The following is a 23,067-nucleotide window of genomic DNA, read 5'->3' on the forward strand; positions in this document are numbered from 1 at the left end:
ACCCCTTCTGTATGCGCCGAGGAGCGCAGGGCCAGACGGATCAGGGCAAAAACTTGTTTGAGCCGCAGGCGAGTTGTTTTTGACCCCGGCTGGACCGAGCACCACAGGCTGCCCGAAGCGCAGCGCAGGGACGCAAACAGCAGGGTCGCCTTTTCTTTGCTTACTTTCTTTTGGCGAAGCRAAAGAAAGTGAGTTGCCGCCGGGCAACCCCCGGCCAGCCGTCCCCAGCAAAAAGCCCCCCGGTCGGATAAACCCAGAAACCGTCAACATACCGCCAACGCCTCCAGGCAAAGCCGTTTATGCGCCTCCCCACTGGCAGGCTTGATCTCCACCGAAGGCAACCTCAAGCCATAGTCCAGCGCGAGCTTGTCGGCCATCAACACCCAGGCACACAGCCGTGAAAGCTTTTGTTCAACACCGGCAGAGCCCGCATTCATGAAGTCCAGCCAGAGCTCATGCCGCTGGGCTTGCTGCGTGTCACGCACGACCAGGCCGTTGCCCTGTTCATCGGCCTTGGCTGCTTTTTTCCAGACGATCAGTTTCATGGGGTCGCCGCGGCGGTAACCGCGTACGCCATCGAATTCACCCGTGCTTTGTGCCCGTGAGGCCGCCGTCGCGCCACCGGAGCGGGGCTCGCCGGGCGGCAGCGGTGGCGGGTGGGCTTCGGGCTGCGGATAGACCAGGATCTGGGCAGCCGGGCGCCACACCGTCCAGACGCGAAAGGTGCCGAGCGGGTAACGGGTTTCGGCGGTCAGCGTCGGCAGCCGGTACAAGCCCCGCCGCGGCGGCGTGAAGGCCACCTGCACCACGCTGCTGCCCTGCGCGGGCACGTCGGTCCACACCCAGTGCTGCTCCCCGCCCTTTTTGGCGTCCTTTTTGGTGTCCACATCGTGTGGGTTCAGCACGCTCAGCCCGATGCCATGGCGCGCGGTACGCCTGGCGTTCATGAGTTTTACATCAAATGCGGCGGTAGCACCCGCGTAGTGAGCGGGAGGCGCTACTAAATTCATAGCAAGACCGCGCAACGTGCCGTGGCAGACGTGCATGCCGACCAGAGCACTGCCGGCCAGCAGGAACGTCAGCAGGTAGCCCAGGTTGAGCTGGTAGTTGATGGAAGCCACCAGCAGCACCAGCAGCGTCACGCCCAGCATCAGGCCAGGCCGCGTGGGCAGGATGTACACGTTGCGCTGGGTCAGCGACACGCTGTCGGTGAACGGCAGCTTGCTTTGCCACCACTTCTGGAAGCGCCCGCGAATGAAGGCAAAAGGATTCCATTCGCGGGCCGCCGTGGAACCGGCTTTGCCGGGCCACTGGTGGCGCCCCCCGGGGGGGGAGGCGCCGGAGGCGCTTCGGGGGGCGTCCATCTTCTTCAGGGGAGGGGCACGGCGTCGAGCATGGCCCGCACCTGCTCCACAGGGCCGCGGCCGGCGTCGCTGACCGGAATGAGCCGGTGTGCGGCGGTTTGCGGCAGCACGGCAGCAATGTCGTCCGGCGCCACGTAGTCCCGCTTGCTCAGGAAGGCCTGTGCTTTGGCGGCCCGCATGATGGCAATGCCCGCGCGCGGGCTGAGGCCTTGCAGAAACCAGCGGCCTGAACGGGTCGCCGTGACCAGGTCCTGCAGGTAGTTCAGCAGCGGCTCCGACGCGTGAACCTGCGCCACCATCTGCTGCAGCTCCAGCAGGTCGTGCGGCGCCAGCAGGGCCGGCAGTTTTTCGAGCATGTCGCGGCGGTCGGCGCCCCGCAGCAATTCGCGTTCGGCGGCGCGGTCAGGGTAGCCCAGCGAAATCCGCATGTGAAAGCGATCCAGCTGGGACTCGGGCAGGGCGTAGGTGCCGAGCTGGTCGTGCGGATTCTGTGTGGCGATCACGAAAAACGGCAGGGGCAGGGGCCGGGTTTCGCCCTCGACCGTGACCTGCTTTTCCTCCATGGCTTCGAGCAGGGCGCTTTGGGTTTTCGGGCTGGCCCGGTTGATTTCATCGGCCAGCAGCACCTGCGCAAAAACCGGCCCCGGGTGAAACACAAAGCTTTCCTTCTGGCGTTCGTAAATCGACACACCCGACAAATCGCTGGGCATCAGGTCGGCGGTGAACTGCACCCGCGAAAACTGCAGCCCGAAAGAACGGGACAGCGCATGGGCCAGGGTGGTTTTTCCGACGCCCGGAACGTCTTCAATCAGCAGGTGGCCGCCGGCCAGCAGGCAGGCCACGCAGTCCTGTACCTGTGCCGGTTTTCCGACGATGACCGTGTTAAGCTGATCGAGAAGTGCCTGGAGTTTTTCTGTGACTTTCATGGTGCCAACCATACCGTAATTTTTTACAAATTATTTCCCCCATGAACGCGACTGGTTATTTCACGCACGCAGATTGCCGCAAGCATGAGATGGGCCCCGGCCACCCGGAATGTCCCGAGCGGCTCGACGCCATTGACGACTGGTTGCTGGCGACCGGCGTCAAGGACGCCCTGGACGCGCGCGAGGCCCCCCTGGCAGCGCTGGGCGACATCGAGCTGGCGCACGACCGCATGATGGTGGCGGCGATCCGCGGCCTGAGCGACAGTCTGGTCGACGACATCAGGGCCGGCGGGCCGGCCTATGCCCAGATAGACCCCGATACCGCGCTCAATGCGCACACCTGGAACGCCGCCCTGCGCGCGACCGGCGCCGTGCTGGCGGCCACCGACGCTGTGATGTCCGGAGAGCTTGAGAACGCGTTTTGCGCGGTGCGCCCGCCGGGCCACCATGCCTGCCACAACCGGTCCATGGGATTTTGCGTTTTCAACAGCGTCGCCGTTGCTGCCAAATATGCGCTGGAGCGCCACGGCCTCAAGCGCGTGGCGATTGTCGACTTCGACGTGCACCACGGCAACGGCACCGAGGACATCCTCAGCGGCGACGACCGTGTCCTGATGGTCAGCTTTTTCCAGCACCCGTTTTACCCATATACCGGCACCGAAAATCATGCAGGCAACATGCTCAACCTGCCCGTGCCGGCCTACACCAAGGGCATGGCCGTGCGTGAGCTGATCGAAGCGGCGTGGATTCCGCGTCTGGAAGAATTCAAGCCCGAGATGATTTTCATCAGCGCCGGTTTTGATGCGCACCGCGACGACGACCTGGGCCAGATGGGACTGGTCGAGCAGGACTACGCCTGGATCACCCAGCGCCTGAAGGACGTCGCCAGGCGCCATTCCCAAGGCCGTATCGTCTCGTCGCTTGAAGGTGGCTACAACCTGAATGCGCTGGCGCGCAGCGTGGAAGCGCATATTCGCGTCCTGGCCGATTTGTAGGGCATTCATGAGTGCCGTATCTGCTGAGCTTTCGGCTCCTGTGCTTCACACGCATGACGCACGCGGTGTCCACCGCCTGGTGCTGAACCGGGCGTCTACTTTTAACGCGCTCGGTGAAGACGTGCTGTCTGCACTGCAGGCTGCACTGGATTTGATCGCGGCCGACAGCTCGGCGCGCGCGGTGGTCATCTCGGCTGAGGGCAAGGGTTTTTGTGCCGGCCACAACCTCAAGGACATGCGCGCCCGGCCCGAGCTGGCTTATTACCAGAAGCTTTTTGCGCAGTGCACGCGCATGATGATCAGCATCCAGAGGCTGCCGGTGCCTGTGATCGCGCAGGTGCAGGGCCTGGCCACCGCGGCCGGGTGCCAGCTGGTGGCGCAATGTGACCTGGCGGTGGCCTCCAGCAATGCGACTTTTGGCGTGAATGGCATCGATGTGGGCCTGTTTTGCGCCACGCCCAGCGTGCCGCTGGTGCGCAACATTCCGGCCAAGCAAGCCATGGAGATGCTGCTCACGGGTGAATTCATCACCGCGGACGAAGCGTGTGCGCGCGGGCTGGTGAACCGTGTCGCATCACCGGAATCCCTCGAGGGCGAAGTCGAAAAACTCCTGCAGTCGCTCCTGCCCAAACCGCGCGAAGCACTCGCCATGGGCAAGGCGCTGTTCTACCAGCAACGTGAAACCGGCATCGAGGCCGCCTACCAGCTGGCGGGCCAGTCCATGGCCTGCAACATGGTCCATGCCGTGGCACAGGAAGGCGTGCAAGCCTTCATCGAAAAAAGGAAACCCCAATGGCCAGCGCCGGCGCCCTGACGACCCGTCCCGCTCCTCCCGTCCGCATTGATGCGCTGGATGACTGGTTTGCGGCACTGGCCCAGCCTACCGCCCTCACGGAGCTGGCCGCGCTGATTTCCTGCGCGTTGCTGGCCTGGCTGGTGGTGCGCATGGCGGGCCGCGCACGTATGGCGGTCGATGGGACTTCCATCCTTTTCGGGCGGCGCGTGATTGACGGCGTGCTGTTTCCGCTGCTGCTGCTTTTCTTTGCCAATGCGGTGCAGGTCCTTTTGGCGAGGACCTTTCCGTTGGCGGTATTCAAAGTAGCCATTCCTGTGCTGCTGTCGCTGGCGGTGATCCGCCTGGGGGTCAAGGTGCTGCAGGTGGCCTTCAAGGACGCGCCGCTCGTGCGGGCCCTGGAGCGCACCATTTCCTGGCTGGCCTGGATCGCCATGGTGCTGTGGGTCAGCGGCTTCTTGCCCGTGATACTTGATGAGCTCGACGACATCAAGTGGAAGGTCGGCAACTCGACGCTGTCGGTGCGCACCATGCTTGAAGGTGCGGTGACAGCCGGTGTGGTGCTGCTGATCACCTTGTGGATATCTTCGGCCATTGAGGCGCGCCTGCTGCGTTCAGCCACCGGCAACGAGCTCTCCCTGCGCAAGGCTGTCAGCAATGCGGTGCGTGCCATGCTGATGTTTGTCGGCCTGATGCTGGCGCTGTCGTCGGTGGGCATTGACCTCAGGGCGTTGTCGGTGCTGGGCGGCGCGGTAGGCGTGGGTGTGGGCTTTGGCCTGCAGAAGCTGGCGGCCAACTACGTGAGCGGCTTTGTCATGCTGGCCGAGCGCAGTGTGCGCATCGGTGACAACGTGCGGGTGGACACCTTTGAAGGGCGCATCACCGATATCAATGCGCGCTACACCGTGGTGCGTGCACCGTCCGGGCGCGAATCCATCGTGCCCAACGAGATGTTCATCAGCAGCCGCGTTGAAAACCTCTCGCTCAGCGATACGCAGGTGCTGCAGTCCACCGTGGTGTCGGTGGGCTATGACAGCGACGTTGAGCTGGTGATGGGCCTGCTCAGCGAAGCCGCGCTCAAGCAGGATCGTGTGCTGCGCGACCCTGGTCCCAGCGTCAATCTGACCCACTTTGGCGTCGACGGGCTCGAGTTCACGCTCAACTACTGGATGGTTGATCCCGAAAACGGCCAGCAGAACCTGCGCTCGCGTGTCAACCTCGCCGTCCTGGAGTCGCTGCGCTCGCACGGCATCGAAATTCCGTACCCGCAGCGTGTGGTGCATACCCGCGTGAGCATTTCGGAGAATGCAAAAAACGTGGAGGGCGAGAAGGGCGCTACCGGTGCCAAGCCTTCCTGAGCGGCCCACAAACGGCCTGCGGCGCGCTTTTTCCCTGCCCGACCTCCTTTCGCTGCATCGGCAATTGACGCCTGAAAGACACCTGAAGGACAGTGGTTGGGCAGGATGCTCTAATTCGCTGTATCCGGCGCTCTATAATGAAAAATAGAACGATCGTTCTTTTTCTGCCTGGTTCCCCTGGATACCCTCCGGCGACCAGTTGAGCAGCCCGCATCAGGGGCGCCGCAGCATAGAATGCAAAGCTTACGTTTACGTTAACGTCAATTCAGTCCCGATTTCATTTCGATTTCAATTCGTACTCAATCCATCAACTCTGGAGTCCTCTCATGAAGGTCTTGGTTCCCGTCAAACGCGTTGTGGACTACAACGTCAAAGTCCGCGTCAAATCCGATGGCACTGGTGTCGACATCGCCAACGTCAAGATGAGCATGAACCCGTTTGACGAGATCGCCGTTGAAGAAGCGACGCGACTGAAGGAAAAGGGTGTCGTAACCGAAGTCATCGCCGTGAGCTGCGGCGTGCTGCAGTGCCAGGAAACCCTGCGCACCGCCATGGCTATCGGCGCAGACCGCGCCATCCTGATCGAAACCGCCGAAGAACTGCAGCCGCTGGCCGTCGCCAAGCTGCTCAAGGCGCTGGTCGAAAAAGAGCAACCGCAACTCGTCATCCTCGGCAAGCAGGCCATTGACGACGACTGCAACCAGACCGGCCAGATGCTGGCTGCGTTGCTGGGCTGGCCACAAGCCACTTTTGCTTCCAAGGTCGAAGTCGAAGGCGGCACCGCCAAGGTCACGCGCGAAGTCGACGGCGGCCTGGAAACCCTCTCGCTCACGCTGCCGGCGATCATCACGACCGACCTGCGCCTGAACGAACCGCGCTACGTCACCTTGCCCAACATCATGAAGGCCAAGAAAAAGCAGCTCGACAACCTCAAGCCCGAAGAGCTCGGCGTGGACGTCAAGCCGCGCATCAAGACCCTGAAGGTCAGCGAGCCGCCCAAGCGCAGCGCAGGCATCAAGGTGGCCGACGTGGCCGCCCTGGTGGACAAGCTCAAGAACGAAGCCAAAGTCATCTAAGGAGTTGATTGAAATGACCGCACTTGTAATCGCAGAACACGACAACAATTCCATCAAGCCAGCGACCCTTAACACCGTGACGGCTGCCGCCCAGTGCGGTGGCGACGTGCACGTGCTGGTGGCCGGCAAGGGCGCCGAAGCCGCCGCCAAAGCCGCCGCCGCCATTGCCGGCGTGGCCAAAGTCATCCACGTCGAAGGCGAGCATTTCGCCCACGGCCTGGCTGAAAACATGGCCGCCCAGGTGCTGGCCATCGCTTCCGCCTATTCGCACATCCTGTTTCCCGCCACCGCTTCGGGCAAAAACATCGCCCCCCGCGTGGCCGCAACGCTGGACGTCGGCCAGATCTCCGACATCACCAAGGTCGATGCTGCCGACACCTTCGAGCGCCCCATCTACGCCGGTAACGCGATCGCCATCGTGCAAAGCCTGGACGCGACCAAAGTCATCACTGTGCGCACCACCGGCTTTGACGCCGCGGCCGCCACGGGCGGCTCCGCAACCATCGAAACGCCCGCGGGCGTTGCCGACAGCGGCAAGTCGACCTTCCTGGGCTCCGAGATCGCCAAGAGCGACCGCCCTGAGCTGACGGCTGCCAAGATCATCGTCTCCGGTGGCCGCGCGATGGGCTCCAGCGAGAAATTCAACGAAGTGCTGACGCCGCTGGCCGACAAGCTGGGCGCAGCTCTCGGCGCATCGCGCGCAGCGGTTGATGCAGGCTACGCCCCCAATGACTGGCAAGTGGGCCAGACCGGCAAGATTGTCGCGCCGCAGCTCTACATCGCCGCCGGTATTTCCGGTGCGATCCAGCATCTGGCCGGCATGAAAGACAGCAAGGTCATCGTGGCGATCAACAAGGATCCCGAAGCGCCTATCTTTAGCGTCGCTGACTATGGTCTCGAGGCCGACCTGTTCACTGCCGTACCCGAGTTGGTCGCAGCCCTGTAATACGGTTTCAGGCCAGCGCGACATGAAAGCCAAGCAGCAACCCGGCCAATCCGGCATGAGGCGAGGCGCATGCATGGCCTTGATGCTGGCGGGCTTGCTCCTCGCTGCGTGCGCGGGGCTTGACCGCAAAGTCGAACAGGTCAGCGTCAAGTCGGACATCAAGGAGCCTGTGACGTCTTTGGCCCTGGTTTTTGTGACCCCCGAGTGGGCCAACCAAAACCCGGACCTGGTCAAAGGCTACAGGCTCTCGGGTGTACTCGACAACCGCCTGATGAACCAAAGTGTTGGGCACGCCGCAGACTTCATGCAGCTCAACGGAGTTCCCGCAAAGTACGCAGGCACGTTCGGCCAGCGTTCCAATATCAGGGGCGTGCTGGGCGAATGGTCCGGCCAGGGTTACAACACGCTGCTGTTTGTTCCGATGGGCTCTACCGTCACCTCCCAGGGCCATGAAGCCCGCAGGGGTTCTACCCGTTACCGCGTGACGCTGTACAGCAAGAAGCTCGTGCCCATGCTGGAGTTTCAGGATGCGTTTTACGCCTCGGCCCCGGATTCGGGTCATGTGGACCTGATGGCAGCGGGCTGGCTCAATGCCTTGATGGACAACGGTTATGTCGTGCGGAAATCCGAAAAACTGGTGGAACCTCCAGTTCGTGATTTTTCGCCCTAGATTCAAGAGTTCACCTGGCAATTGAGACCCCGATTTCGCCTGGGGTATCCCAAGCCGACAGGCCATGGCGGCGCACCGATTTTTACCCTGCCTTCGCCGGGCATAAGACAACTTTCCGGAGACAAAAACATGACATACAAGGCCCCCCTCAAGGACATGCTGTTTGACATCAAACACCTGGCCAACATCGAACAGATCGCGCAAATCCCCGGCTTTGAAGAAGCCGGCTTCGACACCGCGCAAGCGGTGCTCGAAGAATGCGCCAAGTTCAACGAGGGCGTGCTGGCTCCGCTCAACCGTGACGGTGACATCAATCCGTCGAGCTTTCAATCCGGCGAAGTCACCACCACGCCTGGCTTCAAGGAGGCCTTCCGCCAATACGTCGAAGGCGGCTGGCAAGGGCTGCAGCACCCGGCTGATTTTGGCGGTCAGGGTTTGCCCAAAACCATAGGCGCAGCGTGCGGTGAAATGCTCAATTCCGCCAACATGAGTTTTGCGCTGTGCCCGCTGCTCAGCGACGGCGCCATTGAAGCCCTGCTCACGGCCGGCTCCGACGACCTCAAGGCGGTCTATCTTGAAAAGCTGGTGAGCGGCCAGTGGACTGGCACCATGAACCTGACCGAGCCGCAAGCTGGTTCGGACCTCGCCATGGTGCGCAGCCGTGCCGAGCCGCAGCCCGACGGCACGTACAAGGTTTTCGGCACCAAGATCTTCATCACCTATGGTGAGCACGACATGGCCGAGAACATCGTGCATCTGGTGCTCGCCCGCGTGACCGGCGCGCCCGAAGGCGTCAAGGGCATTAGCCTCTTTGTCGTGCCCAAGTTCATGGTCGGCAAAGACGGCGCACTCGGTGCACGCAACGACGTGCACTGCGTGAGCATCGAGCACAAGATGGGCATCAAGGCGTCGCCCACTGCCGTGCTGCAGTACGGCGACCATGGCGGCGCCGTAGGCTACATCGTCGGTGAAGAAAACCGCGGCCTCGAGTACATGTTCATCATGATGAACTCGGCGCGCTACGCCGTGGGCATGCAAGGCATCGCGATTGCCGAACGCGCCTACCAGAAAGCCGTGGAATTTTCCAAAGACCGCGTGCAAAGCCGACCGGTTGACGGCTCCATCAAGGCCAGCGCGCCCATCATTCACCACCCGGACGTGAAGCGCATGCTGATGACCATGCGAGCCTACATCGAAGGCTGCCGCGCCATGGCTTCTGTCGCTGCTGCGGCGTATGACGCAACGCATCACCACCCCGATGCGGATGTGCGCAAGCAGAACCAGGCGTTTTACGAATTCATGGTGCCACTGGTCAAGGGCTACAGCACCGAGATGAGCCTGGAAGTGACGTCGCTGGGTGTGCAGGTGCATGGCGGCATGGGCTTTATTGAAGAAACCGGCGCCGCCCAGTACTACCGCGACGCCAAGATTCTGACCATCTACGAAGGCACGACCGCCATCCAGGCCAACGACCTGATTGGCCGCAAGACTTCGCGCGATGGCGGCCAGACGGCCAAGGCGATTGCCGCGCAGATCGAAAAAACCGAAGGCGAGCTGCTCAAGCAGGGCAGTGCTGACGCGCTGGCCGTGGCCAAGCGCCTGAAGGCCGCGCGCCTGGCATTCATCGATGTGGTGGATTTCGTGGCCGGCAACACCAAAGCCAGCCCCAACGCCGTGTTTGCCGGCAGCGTGCCTTACCTCATGCTCGCGGGCAATGTGGTGGCCGGCTGGCAGATGGCGCGTTCGCTGCTGGTGGCGCAAGAACAAATCGCCCAAGGCATCGACGTCGCCTTCATGCAGGCCAAGATCACCACCGCACGTTTTTATGCTGACCACCTGCTGACCAAGGTGCCCGGCGTGCGCGACAGCATTGTCGATGGTGCAGACAGCGTCACGGCGCTGGCGCTGGACGCGTTCTGACCTCCGTACACACTGCTATTTATTTGATAGCTGTTAGCGCCCGTCAGTAAAGGGTTGCAGGATGTTTTTTCTTGAATTCAGAATAACAACGGAGCCACCATGTCCAGACTGCCCGGCGCATTGAACAAGCTGCCTTTGCCCATCATCGGTTCACCGCTCTTCATCATCAGCAATCCCAAGCTGGTCATCGCGCAGTGCAAAGCCGGCGTGGTGGGCGCCATGCCCGCGCTCAACGCTCGGCCTGCGTCGCAGCTTGATGAGTGGCTGGCCGAGATCACCGAGGCACTGGCAGCCCACAACAAGGCCAACCCTGACAAGCCGGCGGCGCCTTTTGCCATCAACCAGATCGTGCACAAGTCCAACGACCGCCTGGAGCACGACATGGAAATGTGCGTGAAGTACAAGGTGCCCATCTACATCACCAGCCTGGGTGCACGCGAAGACATCAACGCTGCCGCCCACAGCTACGGCGGCGTGGTGCTGCACGACATCATCAACAACAAGTTCGCGCGCAAGGCCATTGAAAAGGGCGCCGACGGCCTGGTCGCCGTGGCCGCCGGTGCGGGCGGCCATGCGGGCGTCAAAAGCCCGTTCGCGCTGATCCAGGAAATCCGCCAGTGGTTTGACGGCCCTCTGGCGCTGTCGGGCGCCATCTCCACTGGCGGCGCGGTTCTGGCTGCGCAGGCCATGGGCGCCGACTTTGCCTATATCGGTTCGGCGTTCATCGCGACGGACGAAGCGCGCGCGGCCGACGCCTACAAGCAGGCCATCGTTGACGGGAACTCAGACGACATCGTTTACAGCAGCCTTTTTACCGGCGTGCACGGCAACTACCTCGCGCCGTCGATTCGCGCTGCTGGCATGGACCCCGAGAACCTTCCCGAAGGCGACGTCAAGACCATGAACTTCGGCGGCGGTGAAGGCAGCAAGTCCAAGGCCTGGAAAGACATCTGGGGCTGCGGCCAGGGCATTGGCTCTGTCAGCAAGGTCCAAAGCGCCGCGGCCTTTGTGGACCAGCTCAGGCGCGAGTACGAGCAGGCACGCAAACGGGTCTGCGCTTAAGCGCCATCGCTACCTTTGAGCAGCGCTGCGCCTGAAATACCCGCCTTGACCACCGCGACCCGACGCTTTCCCGGCATGGATGCCCTCAAAGGGCTGGCCTGCGTCCTCATTGTTTTGCATCACCTGGCTTTTTACGGCCCGATGTCGGATGTGGTGCACCCGTTTGCACCGGCCTTGATGGACTGGCTTTACGACTACGGCCGCATGGCCGTGCAGGTGTTCCTCGTCGTGAGTGGTTTTCTGGCGGCGGCCTCGCTCGCGCCACAGGGCGTGGCCGTGTTCGGTGCACCTGGCCCCCTGATTTTTCGCCGCTACTGGCGACTCGTCAAACCCTATCTGGTGGCGCTGGCCGTGAGCATGCTCGTGGCCGCGTTGGTCAGGCCCTGGTTCGCACATCATTCGGTGCCGGATGCTCCCACGGTGCACCAGCTGCTCGCCCATGTCCTGTTGCTGCAGGACCTGCTCGGGCAGGACGCGCTTTCTGCCGGTGTCTGGTACGTGGCCATCGACTTCCAGCTCTACGCCATGGCGGTTCTCATCTTTGCCTTTGCCCGGCGGTTCCAGTTTCAGCCACACAACGGCGACGCAACGCACACTACTTCGGTTTCGGCCCCACTCGGCGTGAGCCTCATCCTGTTGGTTGCCTTGGCTTCGCTGCTGTTTTTCAACCGCCTGCCGGCCTTTGATATCACCGCCCTCTATTTTTGCGGCTCCTATGCCCTGGGCATGCTGGCCTTCTGGGCCTCAAACCGCCTTGGCGCGCGGCGCAGCTTCTGGCTCGTGACCCTGGCGGTGATGGGCGGGCTGGCCCTGGCGCTGGATTTCAGGGGGCGCCTGGTGGTGGCACTGGTCACCGCCTTCGGCCTGGTCGGGCTGGCGGTGCTGCAGCCACAGTCCTGGCCGGTGCGATGGCTGCAGCAGCGCCGGCTGGTGCAGCTGGGCCAGATGTCCTACTCTGTGTTCCTCATCCACTTTCCGGTGTGCCTGCTGGTCAATGCCATCGTGAGCCATTTCTGGCCCACGCAGCTTGCGGCAAATGTGCTGGGCCTGCTGCTGGCCTTCCTGCTGTCGCTGCTGGCGGGCTGGGTGCTGTATCAGTCGGTGGAATCGCGGCCGATTCCTTTGCGGCCGCGCTGGCTGAGTCGCTTTTATTTGCGTTAAAAAGCAGCTCTTCGCCTTTCTGGACAAGCGCAACTAGCTATTGAATTAATAGCATTCAACCGGAGCCAGGCTCACTGCCTGAACATCTCCAGCTTCAATGCCGCAGGCTCACCCAGCCATGAAGCATGCGTGGTGTGGTCGGCCAGGTCGTCGCCGGTGAGCCCGTGCACAAACACATCCAGTCCGTCGCGGTGTTCTTCGAGCCAGGGAATGACGCTGTCAAACGCCGCGCGGTCAAATGCCAGCTGGCAACTCCAGCGCGGGTGCGGTCCCACCTCTCGTTCATGCACCCGCCCCACGGCAATCCCGAAAAGCGCACCGGCCTTTTCGCACAGGGCGCGTGCCTGCTCAACGGTGCCGGGCCCGAAGTACACATGGGCGTGGTAGCGGGCATAAAGGTTTTCGGGGCGCTGGATCATGGTGAAACGGAAAGGGAGAAGAGGGACGGAAAAATGAAAAAGGGGGCGTATCAATGACTGCATTGGATGAGTGCTCAGGCATCCTCCAGAAACGTCAGGGCCGGTAGCGGTGCATCGGGGTTTTCTTCTCGGGCTTTTGCATGCGTCTGCTTCATGCGCTGCCGGCAATGCGCCAGGTCTTTTACCTGAAACAGGAAAAACACCTCGGCCGCGTCTTCCGCGTTTTGCCAGAGATGCTTCAGATACATGCCTTGCTTCGCATGTTCGTCCGCGTCCTTTTCCAGCTGCTGTTTAACGGCGGCCAGCGGCGCGCCGGTGAGTTTTACCAGTACGTGTGCCATGGGACGTCTCCTGCTTTAAACCCATTATTGCGGGCCCTGTTGCAGACATTTGCTAAAGGGTTTTTGTTTGAATATACTGTATTTATATACAGTATTTTTCTGCGACCTTGCCGGGCACTGCGCTTGCCCCCACCAAATCTTATTAATCCATGTCCGACGCCATCATCCCGCTACACGCCATCAAGGGCCGAGGCACTGCCACGCGCATGCCGCACCGGTTTGAAAAAGACGTGCGCAACGCATGGGACGACGGCTGGGGTACGCTGGAAGAAGGCGCGGCGGGCGAGGCGCCCCGGATCGAAACCACGGTCACGATGGAAGAAGCGCGCAGCGCCATTGTCGGCAACGATTCGCCCGATATCTTTTTTGACTACAGCATCAATCCCTACCGGGGCTGTGAGCATGGCTGTGTGTACTGTTATGCGCGGCCCACACACAGCTACCTCAATCTTTCGCCGGGGCTGGACTTTGAAACGAAGATCATCGCCAAGCGCAATATTGCCGAGGTGCTGCGCGCCGACCTGCGCAAACGCAGCTATGTTCCCAAGCTGCTTAACATCGGCTCGGCCACAGACTGCTACCAGCCCGCCGAGCGCGAGCTGCGACTGACGCGCAGCATCATCGAGGTGATGCAGGAAGTGCGGCACCCGTTCTCTTTGATCACCAAATCCAGCGGCGTGGAGCGCGACCTGGACCTGCTGGCGCCGCTGGCTGCTGACAAGCTGGCCGCCGCCTACGTGACCATCACCACGCTCGACGGCGAACTCGCGCGCAAGCTGGAGCCGCGCGCGGCCGCACCGCACCGGCGCCTGCGCACCATCCGCACGCTGGCAGAGCACGGCGTTCCCGTCGGCGTCAGTGTGGCGCCGCAAATCCCATTTGTGAACGACGACATGGAGCATGTGCTGGAGGCCGCCTGGGAGGCCGGTGCGCGCAGCGCGTTCTATACCGTGATCCGTCTGCCCTGGGAAGTGGCACCCATCTTCAAGGAGTGGCTGGAGCTGCACTACCCGCAGCGCGCCGCGCGCATCATGGCGCGCATCCACGAAATGCGTGGCGGCAAGGACTACGACAGCGACTTCGCCACGCGCATGAAAGGCCACGGCCTGTGGGCCGAACTCATCAAGCAGCGTTTTGAGAAAGCCTGCAACCGGATTGGCTTTAACCGCCAGCGCATTGAGCTGGATTTGAGCCGGTTCCGGCCGCCAGCGGCTGCGGGGTCCGAGGGGCAGGGTAGGCTGTTTTAAGAGGGCCCGCTGTCAATTCAGCGCGGGGGCTATAGTCCCGGAAGCCTGTGCGTCGCACCTCACGCCGTTTGACAATCAAAGGAGCTCACCTTGGCACTCGAGTGGAAATATTCATCGGAAGGCATGGTCGCCGCAGACTGGGAAGAACTGTCGAACCTTTACCGGATGGCCCCACTGGGCGACAAGAAGCCGGCCGACCTGCAGGTCGTATTCATCAACAGCATGTTCAAGTGTTTTGTGTACGACGCCGGCAAGCTGATTGCCGCCGGCCGTGCGGTGGCGGACGGCAAGGATTGCTCTTATATCTGCGACATCGCGGTAGCGCCGGACCGGCAGGGCTCCGGCATGGGCAAGGACATGGTCGCGGCGCTGGTGCGGCTTTCCAGCGGTCACAAAAAAATCATCCTCTACGCGGTGGCCGGCAAGGAACCGTTTTACCGCAAGCTTGGCTTTCGGCGCATGCTGACCGCGATGGCGATTTTTGCGAATACCGAGCAAGCGCTGCAAAGCGGTTTGATCAGCGATAACTGATCGGCCAACCGAGAGCCGGCCCTAACGCAGATAACTGCGGTTCAGCCTCACTTCAAGCTTTTTCTGCAGCGTTTCAAACGAGGCGCTCATGGCCCAGTAAATGCCCGCCGCCGCCAGGTACAGCGGAAAGGGCTGGAAGGTCGTGGCAATCACTTCCTTGGTCGCCAGCATCAGCTCGCCCACGGCAATCACCGACACCAGCGAGGTGTCCTTGATCAGGCTGATCAGGCTGTTGGAGAGACTGGGCACCGCCAGACGCAGGGCCTGCGGGCCGATCACATAGCGCAGTGTTTGCGCTTGTGTGAGGCCCAGGCTGCGGGCGGCGTTCCACTGCCCGTGTTCCACACCGTTGATCGCGCCGCGAATGGTTTCCGACAGGTAGGCTCCCACGTTCAGGCTCAGGCCCAGGATGCCCGCGCTGATCGGGTCGAACTGGATGCCGATGCTAGGCAGGCCGAAGTAAATGACGAAGAGCTGCACCAGCAGCGGCGTGCCGCGCATGCAGCTGACGTACAGCGTTGCAAACTGCGAAAGCCCAGGCACCTTCGCCAGTCGCGTCACGGCCACGATGGTACCGATGATGGCACCGAAGAATACAGATGCCACCGCCAGCAGCAGCGTCCACGCCGCGCCTTTGAGCATCAGTGGCAGGGCATCGCGCAGCAACTGGGTCAAGCCAGACAAATCCATGGGAGTCTCCACAAATAAAAACCCCGGCAGTGAGCCGGGGTTGCTTCAGGGCGCCTGCCGGAAAGCGGCGCGCGGCTGATCGAATGTTACTTCGGTTATTTCACGGCGACAGGCGGCTTGCTCACGTCGCGGTCAAACCACTTGGTGGATATCTTCGCGAAGCTGCCGTCGGCCTGCAGGTCGGCCAGCGCCTTGTCGATGGCGGCCTTGAACTTCGGGTTGTTCTTGACGAAGGGAATGCCGGATTTTTCAAGGTCGCCCACGGGCGCACCGGGCTTGAGCGGCAGCTTGGTTTGTTTGACGATGTAGGGAATCAGCAGGCTGTCGTTGAGCGCGGCGTCAATGCGGCCCAAAGCCAGGTCTTGCAAATACTCTTGCGCGCCGGGATAGGTCTTCACGTCAATGCCGCCGACTTTTTTGGCGATGTCGGCGTAGTTGGTGCCCTGGCCCAGGCCGAGCTTTTTGCCCTTGAGGTCGGCCAACGTCTTGAACTCGCGCTTTTCATCCTTGCGGATGATCAGTTGCGGTGCAGAGATGGTGTAGGGCTCGGAGAAGTCAAAGGTCTCCTTGCGCTTGTCGGTGATGCCGACCTGGTTGATCACCACGTCGTACTTGCCGGCCTGCAGGCCTGCCAGGATGGCACTCCATTCGCTGGTGGAGAACTCGGCTTTGACGCCCAGCTTTTGCGCCAGCGCATTGGCCAGTTCCACTTCAAAGCCGGCGAGCTGGCCGCCCTCTTTGTAGTTGAACGGCGGGTAGGTGCCTTCGAGCGCCACTTTGAGCGTGCCGCGCTGCTTGACGGTGTCGAGCAGGTCGGCTGCGCTGGCGCTGAGCGCGAGTGTCAAAAGAAGTGTGGAAGCGACGGTGGAGGCGACAGCCTTGCGAATATTCATATTCAGCCCTTGCATAAGAGAGTTGCTATTGAGATGAAAAGTGAATATAAATCTGTCGTCACATTGGTGGATGGAAGGCGCCAAAAGCCCTACGGCGCATCCGGATGCTTCACGGACCCTGAGCGCGGATTCAGGGCTTGACGCAATGCGCGTAGATGTCGAGCGCAGGCTTGTAGACGCTGGTCTGCACATTCATCAGGCCGAGCACCGAGTGGAAGTAATTGTCGTGGCTCACCATGGCGTCCAGTTGCTCCTTCAGGCATGCCGTCGTCAGCTTGTTGCGCTGCTCGAATGCGGGTGAGAGCCAGGTGATCCACGGCACGCGCTTTTGCACTTCAGGCGCAATGCCGTAGGGCATGCCGTGCAGGTAGAGGTTGTTCTCACCCAGCGACTCTCCGTGGTCGGCGAGGTAGAGCAGGGCAGGCGCGCTGCGCGCCTCTTGTGCCTTGAGCCACTGGATGGAAGACGCCAGCAATTTGTCGGTGTAGACGATGCTGTTGTCATAGGCATTGAGCAGGCCTTCGCGGCTGCAGCTTTGCAGCGCGTTGTCGGTGCACTCGGGCAGGAATTTTTTGACGGCTTGGGGCGAGCGCTTGTAATACGCCGGGCCGTGGCCACCCATCTGGTGCATCACGACCACCACGCCCTTGGCGCGGCGCTCGGCCGGCAGCGCGGCAATGCGTTCGTCAATGCCGTGCAGCATCACTTCGTCAAAACATTCGCCGCTGTCGCACAGGCCCGGTACTTTGAGCTGTATGGTGTTCACGTTGGGCACACGGTCGCACACGCCCTTGCAGCCAGACTGGTTGTCTATCCACAGCACGGCAAGGCCCGCGCGCTGCAGCACGTCCAGCATGCCTTCGTAATTGGCCGGCCGCGAGTCATAGGCTTCGCGCCCGAAATTGGAGAACATGCAGGGCACCGACGCAGCCGTGCTGGTGCCGCACGACCATGCGTTGCGCAGGCTCACGACGTTCTCATTTGCGAGCAGCGGGTTGGTGGGCCGGCCGTAGCCGTTGAGCGAAAAGTTGGCGCTGCGCGCCGTCTCGCCCAGAACCAGCAGCAACAGCGGCGGTTTGGTTTGCGCTGCATAGCTTGCCCCGAGTTTGGCGTCTTCACCCAGGGGCAACACGATGGATTCATCACGCTGAAAGGGCTTTGCCGCGATGGAGCCCAGCGCGTAGAAGGAGTTGAGTGGGTTGATCAGGTAGCGCACATGCGTGTAGTTGCGCATGACGGAGGCAATGCTCTGGAAAAACAGGAACACCACTAACACCAGCAGCACGCACGCTCCGGTCAGCGTGGCTGCGTTGGTGAGCATCTGTCGCACTGCGCCTGCACGTCTGACCTTCTGCCGCCACAAAAAGATCATCGGCAGGACCGCCAGCACCATCACCGCGGCCATCAGTCGCCAGTTCAGCAGGTCGCGTGTTTCGCGCACATCAGTCTGCAGCGTGTTGATCATCATGGTCTTGTCGATGACCACGCCATAAGTCACCATGAAATAGGCACCGAAAGCGGCCGACAGCAGAAAGACAGTGATGGCGGGCTTGAGTGTCCAGCGCCAGGCCAGCACGCTGAGCAGCGCGATGGTCGCCAGCGCAATCACCAGCGCCAAGGCGATGCTTATTACCACCGCCTGGCCCCCGGTAAGGCCCGGCAGGCGGGCCAGCTCGCGCCACAAGGCCACATTGCACACGGTCGCGATCCAGAGGCTTGCAATGACCACCAGCCACAGCGGCCGCATGCCTCGACGGTGTTGGTCAGGAGAGGAAAGGGGTCTGGACCCGGATGGCGGTTGCAGCGGCATAGCGCTGCATTGTATTTGCCCCACCTTAGGGCGGACTTATGCGCGCCTCAAGTGGCGGTGGTCAAACCCAGCTGCCGCGCATGGTGCCGCAGGTGTTCGGCCATAAAGGTCGCGATGAAATAGTAGCCGTGGTCATAGCCCGCATGGCGATGCAGCGCCAGTGGCTGGCCCGCTTTGACGCAGGCGGCTTCAAACAGCTCGGGGTACAACTGCTCGGCAAGGAATTTGTCGTCCAGCCCCTGGTCTATGCGCATGCCACCAGGGTAGGGCGCTGCGGGCATCAGGTTCATCAAGGCGGTGGCGTCATGCTCAACCCAGTTTGATTCATCGCTACCGAGGTAGCCGGTAAACGCCTTGCGGCCCCAGGGACACTGGCTGGGCGTGCAGATAGGTGCAAACGCCGAGACTGATTGAAAGAGATCCGGATGCCGGAGTGCCAGCGTCAACGCGCCATGGCCGCCCATCGAGTGGCCGAAGATGCCGATGCGACTGGCGTCCAGCGGCAAGGCGCTCGTCAGCAGTGGCAGCAGCTCTGCCGTGATGTAGCTTTCCATGCGGTAGTGCTGTGACCACGGCGCCTGTGTCGCATCAAGATAGAAGCCCGCGCCGCGGCCGAAATCCCAGCTGTCGGTCTCGCCCGGAATCTTTGCGCCGCGCGGGCTGGTGTCAGGCGCGATCAGCGCCAGGCCCAGCTCGGCGGCTACGCGCTGCGCACCGGCTTTGATCATGAAAGTTTCTTCGTTACAGGTCAGGCCCGCCAGGTAGATCAACGCCGGCACCTTCTCCCCAGCCATGGCTTGCGGCGGCAGGAAGACCGAAAACTTCATCGGCAGGCCGACCTCGCGCGAGTCGTGCTGGTAGAAGCGTTGTACGCCGCCGAAGCAGCCGTGTTCGCTGAGGAGTTCGAGGGGTGTTGTCATGTCGCTTAGTACAGGACCACACCGCGGATGGACTCACCGGACTTCATCAAATCAAAACCTTTGTTGATGTCCTCCAGCGGCATGGTGTGCGTGATCAGGTCGTCGATATTGATCTTGCCCTCCATGTACCAGTCGACGATTTTGGGCACATCAGTACGGCCGCGCGCGCCGCCGAAGGCCGATCCTTCCCATTTGCGGCCGGTCACCAGCTGGAAGGGCCGGGTGCTGATCTCGGCGCCGGCCTCGGCCACGCCGATGATGATGCTGCGGCCCCAGCCCTTGTGCGTGCATTCCAGCGCCTGGCGCATCACCTTGGTGTTGCCTATGCATTCAAAGCTGTAATCCGCGCCGCCGTCGGTCAGCTGAACGATGGCGTCGACGACGTTCTCCGTATCCTTGGGGTTGATGAAGTGCGTCATGCCGAATTTGCGGGCCATCTCCTGCCGCGCGGGGTTAATGTCCACACCGATGATCTTGTCGGCACCCACCATCTTCGCGCCCTGAATCACATTGAGGCCAATACCGCCCAGGCCGAACACCACGACGTTGGCGCCAGCCTCGACCTTGGCGGTAAAGAGCACCGCGCCAATGCCGGTGGTCACACCGCAGCCGATGTAGCAGACCTTGTCAAAGGGTGCGTCTTCGCGGATTTTGGCCAGCGAAATTTCAGGGGCGACGGTGTAGTTGCTGAACGTGCTGGTGCCCATGTAGTGAAAGATGGGTTTGCCGTCCAGGCTGAAGCGGCTGGTGGCGTCGGGCATCAGGCCCTTGCCCTGCGTGCCGCGAATCAGCTGGCACAGGTTGGTTTTGCGCGAAAGACAGAACTTGCATTGCCGGCACTCGGGCGTGTAGAGCGGGATGACGTGGTCGCCTTTTTTGAGCGTTGTCACGCCGGGGCCGACGTCAACCACAATGCCCGCGCCTTCGTGGCCGAGGATGGCTGGGAAGATGCCTTCCGGGTCGGCGCCCGAGAGCGTGTAGTAATCGGTATGGCAGATGCCGGTGGCCTTGATCTCGACGAGCACCTCTCCGAACTTCGGGCCTTGCAGGTCCACGGTTTCAATGGTCAGGGGCTGGCCTGATTTCCAGGCAACGGCGGCTTTGGTTTTCATGGTGTGTTGGCTTGCGCTTGAAGTGAGTGGGGATGAGGTTCCGTGCGTAGGTCACTATAAGCCAGTCACCGTCGCTGAGTCTCCCCTGAAGCCGTATCTTCATGGGCCCGATGTTTCATTTTGAGAAAAGCTGGGCCATGCACCCGGGCTGTGTCGCCGACCCTAAGGCTGGAGTATGCCGCGCATTGTGGGAGCAGAGCCTTCATGGCCTTCTCTGTAAATGAAAAAGCTGCCTGGCCCATTAAACATGAGCGCAAGCGGCTATTAATTTCATAGCATTGAGGTCTGGCGAGTGATACCCGCCACGGCTTGCTCAGCGGCCGGTTTCTTTCAGATACTGCGTCCGGGCGGCGATGGCGGTGTCGGTGAAGTCGGTGAACACGCCGTCAACGCCTGTGCGGTAAAAGGCCAGGTACTCGGCCTTGGCATCGCCCTGGTAGTCGCTGGCCAGGCGGCGCGACTCGTTACGGAAGGTGAAGGGATGAACGAACAGGCCTGCTTTGTGCGCATCGGCGACGAAGCTGGTGGCTGGCTGCGAGGTGGAGTCCGCGTCGTTGAGCTTGCCGTCGCGGTTGATGTCGACCTGCTTGCCGTCGGCGCCGAAGGTGCCCTTGGTGCTGATGATGTAGCGCTTCCAGGGGCCGATGCCATCGGCGTAGGTCTTGATCTCGGCCAGGCCCGCTGGTGTGACCATGGCGCTGAAGAAACGCTTGTCGCCGGCCTTGGTCCAGTCGTAAGGGCGGTCGCTCGGCACGGCAAAGGTCACGCGGCCGGTTTTCGGGTCAATGCCGTCGCCGTCGACGAGCTGGATCAGTTTCGTATTGAGGCCCTTGCTCTTCATGTACTTCAGGCTGCCGGGTTCAAACGACTGCACATAGATGGGCGCGGTCTTGCTGTTCCATCCGGCGGCGTTGATGATGGCAATCAGCTTGTCTTCCATCGGCAGGCCGAGTTCCCGGAAGTAGGTCGGGTTCTTGGTTTCCGGGTAGATCGCAATCGTGCGGCCGGTTTTCGCGGACTGGGCTTTGGCCATGTCCACCACTTCCTGGAGGGTGGGGATTTTGTACTGGCCATTGAACTGCTGCGGGCGCTCGGCGTCGGTCGAGATCGCGCCCAGAGTGCGAATCTCGGCCAGTGTGAAGTCGTTGCTGAACCAGCCGGTCTGCGTTTCGCCGTCGACCTGGATGGTCTTCTTGCGTGAAGCGAACTCCGGATGTTTGGCCACGTCGGTGCTGATCGCCAGGTTGGGGTCGTGACGGGTGACCAGCACACCGTCCCTGGTCACGACCAGGTCCATCTCGATCACGTCGGCGCCGAGTTCGATCGCCCGCACATAGGCTTCCATCGTTTCTTCCGGCACATAACCGGAAGCGCCGCGGTGGGCGATGACCAGTGGCGCCTTGCCGTCAAGGGTGGGCAGGCCTGCTTGTGATGTTGTGCCTGAGGAGGAGCAAGCGGTGAGTAGTACGCTGCTGCAAATAAGGGCGAGCAGGCTACCTTGTTTTACGGCCTGGCGGGTCGATACGGTCATGGGTGTTTCCGGAGTTAAAGGGCTGATCGTATGTGTCTGATCACGACAGGCGTGTGACAGTGTGTAGCGGTCGGCCATAAAAAATGCCGGAGCAGGTCCGGCATTTTGGGGCGCAGGGATCAGGCGCTGAAGAAACTCTTGAGCTTGTCGGCCCAGCCTTCCTCGCTGGGTGAATGCTTGGCGCCGCCTTTTTTCAGCGACTCGTCCAGCTCCTTGAGCAGCTTGCGCTGGTGCTCGGTCAGCTTGACCGGTGTTTCCACTGTGATGTGGCAATACAGGTCACCCGGATAACTGGAGCGCACGCCCTTGATGCCCTTGCCGCGCAGGCGGAACTGCTTGCTCGCCTGGGTGCCTTCGGGAATGTCGATGGCCGCTTTGCCGGCGAGTGTCGGCACTTCAATTTCCCCGCCCAGTGCGGCGGTGGTGAAACTGATGGGCACGGCGCAGTGCAGGTCGTCGCCGTCGCGCTCGAAGATGTCGTGCTTCTTCAGGCGGATCTCGATATAGAGGTCGCCGGGCGGGCCGCCATTGGTCCCCGGCTCGCCGTTGCCGGTCGAGCGGATGCGCATGCCGTCGTCGATGCCCGCGGGAATTTTGACCTCGAGTGTCTTGTTGTTCTTGGTCTTGCCCACGCCGTGGCAGGTGATGCAAGGCTCGGGAATCAGCTTGCCCGTGCCTTTGCACTGGGGGCAGGTTTGCTGCACGCTGAAGAAACCCTGCCGCATCTGCACCACGCCGTGGCCATGGCAGGTGGTGCAGGTCACCACCTTGGTGCCGGGCTTGGCGCCGCTGCCGTGGCAGGTATTGCAGTCGTCCCAGCTCGGAATGCGAATCTGTGCGTCCTTGCCGTTAGCGGCTTCTTCGAGCGTGATTTCCATGGCGTAGCTCAAGTCGCCGCCACGGTAAACCTGCCGGCCGCCGCCACGTTGTGCCCCGCCGCGCTGGCCGCCAAACACGTCGCCGAAGATGTCGCCAAAGGCCTCGGCAAAGCCGCCAAAGCCTTCTGCGCCGGGGCCGCCGCGCATGTTGGGGTCTACACCGGCGTGGCCATACTGGTCGTAGGCCGCGCGCTTGTTCTCGTCGGAAAGCATCTCGTAGGCTTCTTTGGCCTCCTTGAATTTTTCTTCGGCAACCTTGGACGCATCCCCCTGGTTGCGGTCGGGGTGGTGCTTCATCGCGAGTTTGCGATATGCCTTCTTGATGTCTTCATCGCTGGCGTTTTTGGCAACGCCCAGCGTGTCGTAATAGTCTTTTTTGGTGGCCATGGCAGGTCAGTCAGGAATCGTTATTGTGGGGGTCAGC

22 protein-coding genes are annotated in these 23,067 nt (G+C 61.7%); 11 read left to right on the forward strand and 11 right to left on the reverse strand.

The features are described 5' to 3' along the window. Positions 1-263: 263 nt before the first annotated feature. Positions 264-1,364 carry a DUF58 domain-containing protein gene (locus AC1DY9_RS16725; protein ID WP_457278893.1) on the reverse strand — a complete coding sequence of 367 codons (1,101 nt, stop codon included), beginning with the start codon at positions 1,362-1,364 and terminating at the stop codon, positions 264-266. Positions 1,365-1,369: 5 nt separating this feature from the next. Further along, the gene (locus tag AC1DY9_RS16730) at positions 1,370-2,290 is read right to left on the reverse strand and encodes an AAA family ATPase (RefSeq protein ID WP_457278892.1); all 921 of its coding nucleotides are present in this window, start codon (positions 2,288-2,290) and stop codon (positions 1,370-1,372) included. Between the two features lie 41 nt (positions 2,291-2,331). On the opposite strand from AC1DY9_RS16730, the gene AC1DY9_RS16735 reads away from it, so the two are divergent. The 9 genes from AC1DY9_RS16735 (at position 2,332) to AC1DY9_RS16775 (ending at position 12,271) form a co-directional block, all read left to right on the forward strand. Continuing rightward, complete coding sequence (locus tag AC1DY9_RS16735) at positions 2,332-3,285, forward strand: histone deacetylase family protein (protein ID WP_457278891.1); 954 nt, start codon at positions 2,332-2,334, stop codon at positions 3,283-3,285. Between the two features lie 7 nt (positions 3,286-3,292). Further along, entirely contained in the window at positions 3,293-4,099 is an 807-nt protein-coding gene (locus AC1DY9_RS16740; RefSeq protein WP_477667090.1) for an enoyl-CoA hydratase, read from the forward strand. Next, positions 4,078-5,436, forward strand: a complete 1,359-nt coding sequence (locus tag AC1DY9_RS16745) for a mechanosensitive ion channel family protein (RefSeq protein WP_477667091.1) — start codon at positions 4,078-4,080, stop codon at positions 5,434-5,436. Before AC1DY9_RS16740 ends, AC1DY9_RS16745 begins: the two co-directional genes overlap by 22 nt. Before the next feature lie 326 nt (positions 5,437-5,762). Then, the gene (locus AC1DY9_RS16750) at positions 5,763-6,512 is read left to right on the forward strand and encodes an electron transfer flavoprotein subunit beta/FixA family protein (protein ID WP_477667092.1); all 750 of its coding nucleotides are present in this window, start codon (positions 5,763-5,765) and stop codon (positions 6,510-6,512) included. A gap of 13 nt (positions 6,513-6,525) precedes the next feature. Beyond that, positions 6,526-7,458, forward strand: a complete 933-nt coding sequence (locus tag AC1DY9_RS16755; RefSeq protein WP_457278887.1) for an electron transfer flavoprotein subunit alpha/FixB family protein — start codon at positions 6,526-6,528, stop codon at positions 7,456-7,458. A 22-nt stretch (positions 7,459-7,480) separates the two neighbouring features. Further along, a complete protein-coding gene (locus AC1DY9_RS16760; RefSeq protein WP_457278886.1) occupies positions 7,481-8,128 on the forward strand; it encodes a hypothetical protein in 648 nt (215 codons plus the stop codon). Positions 8,129-8,257: 129 nt separating this feature from the next. Continuing rightward, on the forward strand, positions 8,258-10,048 hold the full coding sequence (locus tag AC1DY9_RS16765) for an acyl-CoA dehydrogenase (RefSeq protein ID WP_457306790.1): 1,791 nt from the start codon (positions 8,258-8,260) through the stop codon (positions 10,046-10,048). Positions 10,049-10,147: 99 nt separating this feature from the next. Next, positions 10,148-11,110, forward strand: coding sequence for an NAD(P)H-dependent flavin oxidoreductase (locus tag AC1DY9_RS16770; RefSeq protein WP_457278884.1), 963 nt, complete (start codon positions 10,148-10,150; stop codon positions 11,108-11,110). A gap of 45 nt (positions 11,111-11,155) precedes the next feature. Then, positions 11,156-12,271: an acyltransferase family protein gene (locus AC1DY9_RS16775; RefSeq protein ID WP_477667093.1), complete on the forward strand. Its 1,116-nt coding sequence runs from the start codon at positions 11,156-11,158 to the stop codon at positions 12,269-12,271. 71 nt (positions 12,272-12,342) lie between these two features. Here AC1DY9_RS16775 and AC1DY9_RS16780 read toward each other — a convergent pair whose 3' ends face one another. Together AC1DY9_RS16780 and AC1DY9_RS16785 are read right to left on the reverse strand one after the other, a co-directional pair. Beyond that, positions 12,343-12,690, reverse strand: coding sequence for a DOPA 4,5-dioxygenase family protein (locus AC1DY9_RS16780; protein WP_457278882.1), 348 nt, complete (start codon positions 12,688-12,690; stop codon positions 12,343-12,345). Between the two features lie 74 nt (positions 12,691-12,764). After that, positions 12,765-13,031, reverse strand: coding sequence for a hypothetical protein (locus AC1DY9_RS16785; RefSeq protein WP_477667094.1), 267 nt, complete (start codon positions 13,029-13,031; stop codon positions 12,765-12,767). Between the two features lie 149 nt (positions 13,032-13,180). On the opposite strand from AC1DY9_RS16785, the gene AC1DY9_RS16790 reads away from it, so the two are divergent. Continuing rightward, positions 13,181-14,278, forward strand: a complete 1,098-nt coding sequence (locus AC1DY9_RS16790; protein ID WP_477667095.1) for a PA0069 family radical SAM protein — start codon at positions 13,181-13,183, stop codon at positions 14,276-14,278. A 90-nt stretch (positions 14,279-14,368) separates the two neighbouring features. Continuing rightward, positions 14,369-14,809 (forward strand): GNAT family N-acetyltransferase, encoded by a 441-nt coding sequence (locus AC1DY9_RS16795; protein WP_477667096.1) that lies wholly within the window; start codon positions 14,369-14,371, stop codon positions 14,807-14,809. Between the two features lie 21 nt (positions 14,810-14,830). Here the strand turns inward: AC1DY9_RS16795 and AC1DY9_RS16800 are convergent, their stop codons facing one another. From AC1DY9_RS16800 to dnaJ, 7 genes are all read right to left on the reverse strand, one after another. Further along, positions 14,831-15,499: an amino acid ABC transporter permease gene (locus AC1DY9_RS16800; RefSeq protein ID WP_457278878.1), complete on the reverse strand. Its 669-nt coding sequence runs from the start codon at positions 15,497-15,499 to the stop codon at positions 14,831-14,833. A gap of 95 nt (positions 15,500-15,594) precedes the next feature. After that, entirely contained in the window at positions 15,595-16,392 is a 798-nt protein-coding gene (locus AC1DY9_RS16805) for a transporter substrate-binding domain-containing protein (protein ID WP_477667097.1), read from the reverse strand. A gap of 130 nt (positions 16,393-16,522) precedes the next feature. Continuing rightward, positions 16,523-18,202: a phosphoethanolamine transferase gene (locus AC1DY9_RS16810; protein WP_477667098.1), complete on the reverse strand. Its 1,680-nt coding sequence runs from the start codon at positions 18,200-18,202 to the stop codon at positions 16,523-16,525. A gap of 47 nt (positions 18,203-18,249) precedes the next feature. Beyond that, entirely contained in the window at positions 18,250-19,122 is an 873-nt protein-coding gene (gene fghA, locus AC1DY9_RS16815) for an S-formylglutathione hydrolase (protein WP_477667099.1), read from the reverse strand. A 5-nt stretch (positions 19,123-19,127) separates the two neighbouring features. Then, complete coding sequence (locus AC1DY9_RS16820) at positions 19,128-20,234, reverse strand: S-(hydroxymethyl)glutathione dehydrogenase/class III alcohol dehydrogenase (RefSeq protein ID WP_007868626.1); 1,107 nt, start codon at positions 20,232-20,234, stop codon at positions 19,128-19,130. Positions 20,235-20,547: 313 nt separating this feature from the next. Beyond that, on the reverse strand, positions 20,548-21,765 hold the full coding sequence (locus AC1DY9_RS16825) for a glycerophosphodiester phosphodiesterase (RefSeq protein ID WP_477667100.1): 1,218 nt from the start codon (positions 21,763-21,765) through the stop codon (positions 20,548-20,550). Between the two features lie 119 nt (positions 21,766-21,884). Beyond that, positions 21,885-23,030: a molecular chaperone DnaJ gene (gene dnaJ, locus AC1DY9_RS16830; protein ID WP_477667101.1), complete on the reverse strand. Its 1,146-nt coding sequence runs from the start codon at positions 23,028-23,030 to the stop codon at positions 21,885-21,887. Positions 23,031-23,067: the final 37 nt, after the last annotated feature.

The sequence above is a fragment of the Polaromonas sp. P1_F6 genome, assembly GCF_056405695.1.

Bases quoted from the DNA above. Each gene is read 5' to 3' on its own strand.
- AC1DY9_RS16725 (WP_457278893.1), bottom strand. From the start codon at position 1,364: ATGGACGCCCCCCGAAGCGCCTCCGGCGCCTCCCCCCCCGGGGGGCGC.
- AC1DY9_RS16730 (WP_457278892.1), bottom strand. From the start codon at position 2,290: ATGAAAGTCACAGAAAAACTCCAGGCACTTCTCGATCAGCTTAACACG.
- AC1DY9_RS16735 (WP_457278891.1), top strand. From the start codon at position 2,332: ATGAACGCGACTGGTTATTTCACGCACGCAGATTGCCGCAAGCATGAG.
- AC1DY9_RS16740 (WP_477667090.1), top strand. From the start codon at position 3,293: ATGAGTGCCGTATCTGCTGAGCTTTCGGCTCCTGTGCTTCACACGCAT.
- AC1DY9_RS16745 (WP_477667091.1), top strand. From the start codon at position 4,078: ATGGCCAGCGCCGGCGCCCTGACGACCCGTCCCGCTCCTCCCGTCCGC.
- AC1DY9_RS16750 (WP_477667092.1), top strand. From the start codon at position 5,763: ATGAAGGTCTTGGTTCCCGTCAAACGCGTTGTGGACTACAACGTCAAA.
- AC1DY9_RS16755 (WP_457278887.1), top strand. From the start codon at position 6,526: ATGACCGCACTTGTAATCGCAGAACACGACAACAATTCCATCAAGCCA.
- AC1DY9_RS16760 (WP_457278886.1), top strand. From the start codon at position 7,481: ATGAAAGCCAAGCAGCAACCCGGCCAATCCGGCATGAGGCGAGGCGCA.
- AC1DY9_RS16765 (WP_457306790.1), top strand. From the start codon at position 8,258: ATGACATACAAGGCCCCCCTCAAGGACATGCTGTTTGACATCAAACAC.
- AC1DY9_RS16770 (WP_457278884.1), top strand. From the start codon at position 10,148: ATGTCCAGACTGCCCGGCGCATTGAACAAGCTGCCTTTGCCCATCATC.
- AC1DY9_RS16780 (WP_457278882.1), bottom strand. From the start codon at position 12,690: ATGATCCAGCGCCCCGAAAACCTTTATGCCCGCTACCACGCCCATGTG.
- AC1DY9_RS16785 (WP_477667094.1), bottom strand. From the start codon at position 13,031: ATGGCACACGTACTGGTAAAACTCACCGGCGCGCCGCTGGCCGCCGTT.
- AC1DY9_RS16790 (WP_477667095.1), top strand. From the start codon at position 13,181: ATGTCCGACGCCATCATCCCGCTACACGCCATCAAGGGCCGAGGCACT.
- AC1DY9_RS16800 (WP_457278878.1), bottom strand. From the start codon at position 15,499: ATGGATTTGTCTGGCTTGACCCAGTTGCTGCGCGATGCCCTGCCACTG.
- AC1DY9_RS16805 (WP_477667097.1), bottom strand. From the start codon at position 16,392: ATGAATATTCGCAAGGCTGTCGCCTCCACCGTCGCTTCCACACTTCTT.
- AC1DY9_RS16810 (WP_477667098.1), bottom strand. From the start codon at position 18,202: ATGCCGCTGCAACCGCCATCCGGGTCCAGACCCCTTTCCTCTCCTGAC.
- fghA (WP_477667099.1), bottom strand. From the start codon at position 19,122: ATGACAACACCCCTCGAACTCCTCAGCGAACACGGCTGCTTCGGCGGC.
- AC1DY9_RS16820 (WP_007868626.1), bottom strand. From the start codon at position 20,234: ATGAAAACCAAAGCCGCCGTTGCCTGGAAATCAGGCCAGCCCCTGACC.
- AC1DY9_RS16825 (WP_477667100.1), bottom strand. From the start codon at position 21,765: ATGACCGTATCGACCCGCCAGGCCGTAAAACAAGGTAGCCTGCTCGCC.
- dnaJ (WP_477667101.1), bottom strand. From the start codon at position 23,030: ATGGCCACCAAAAAAGACTATTACGACACGCTGGGCGTTGCCAAAAAC.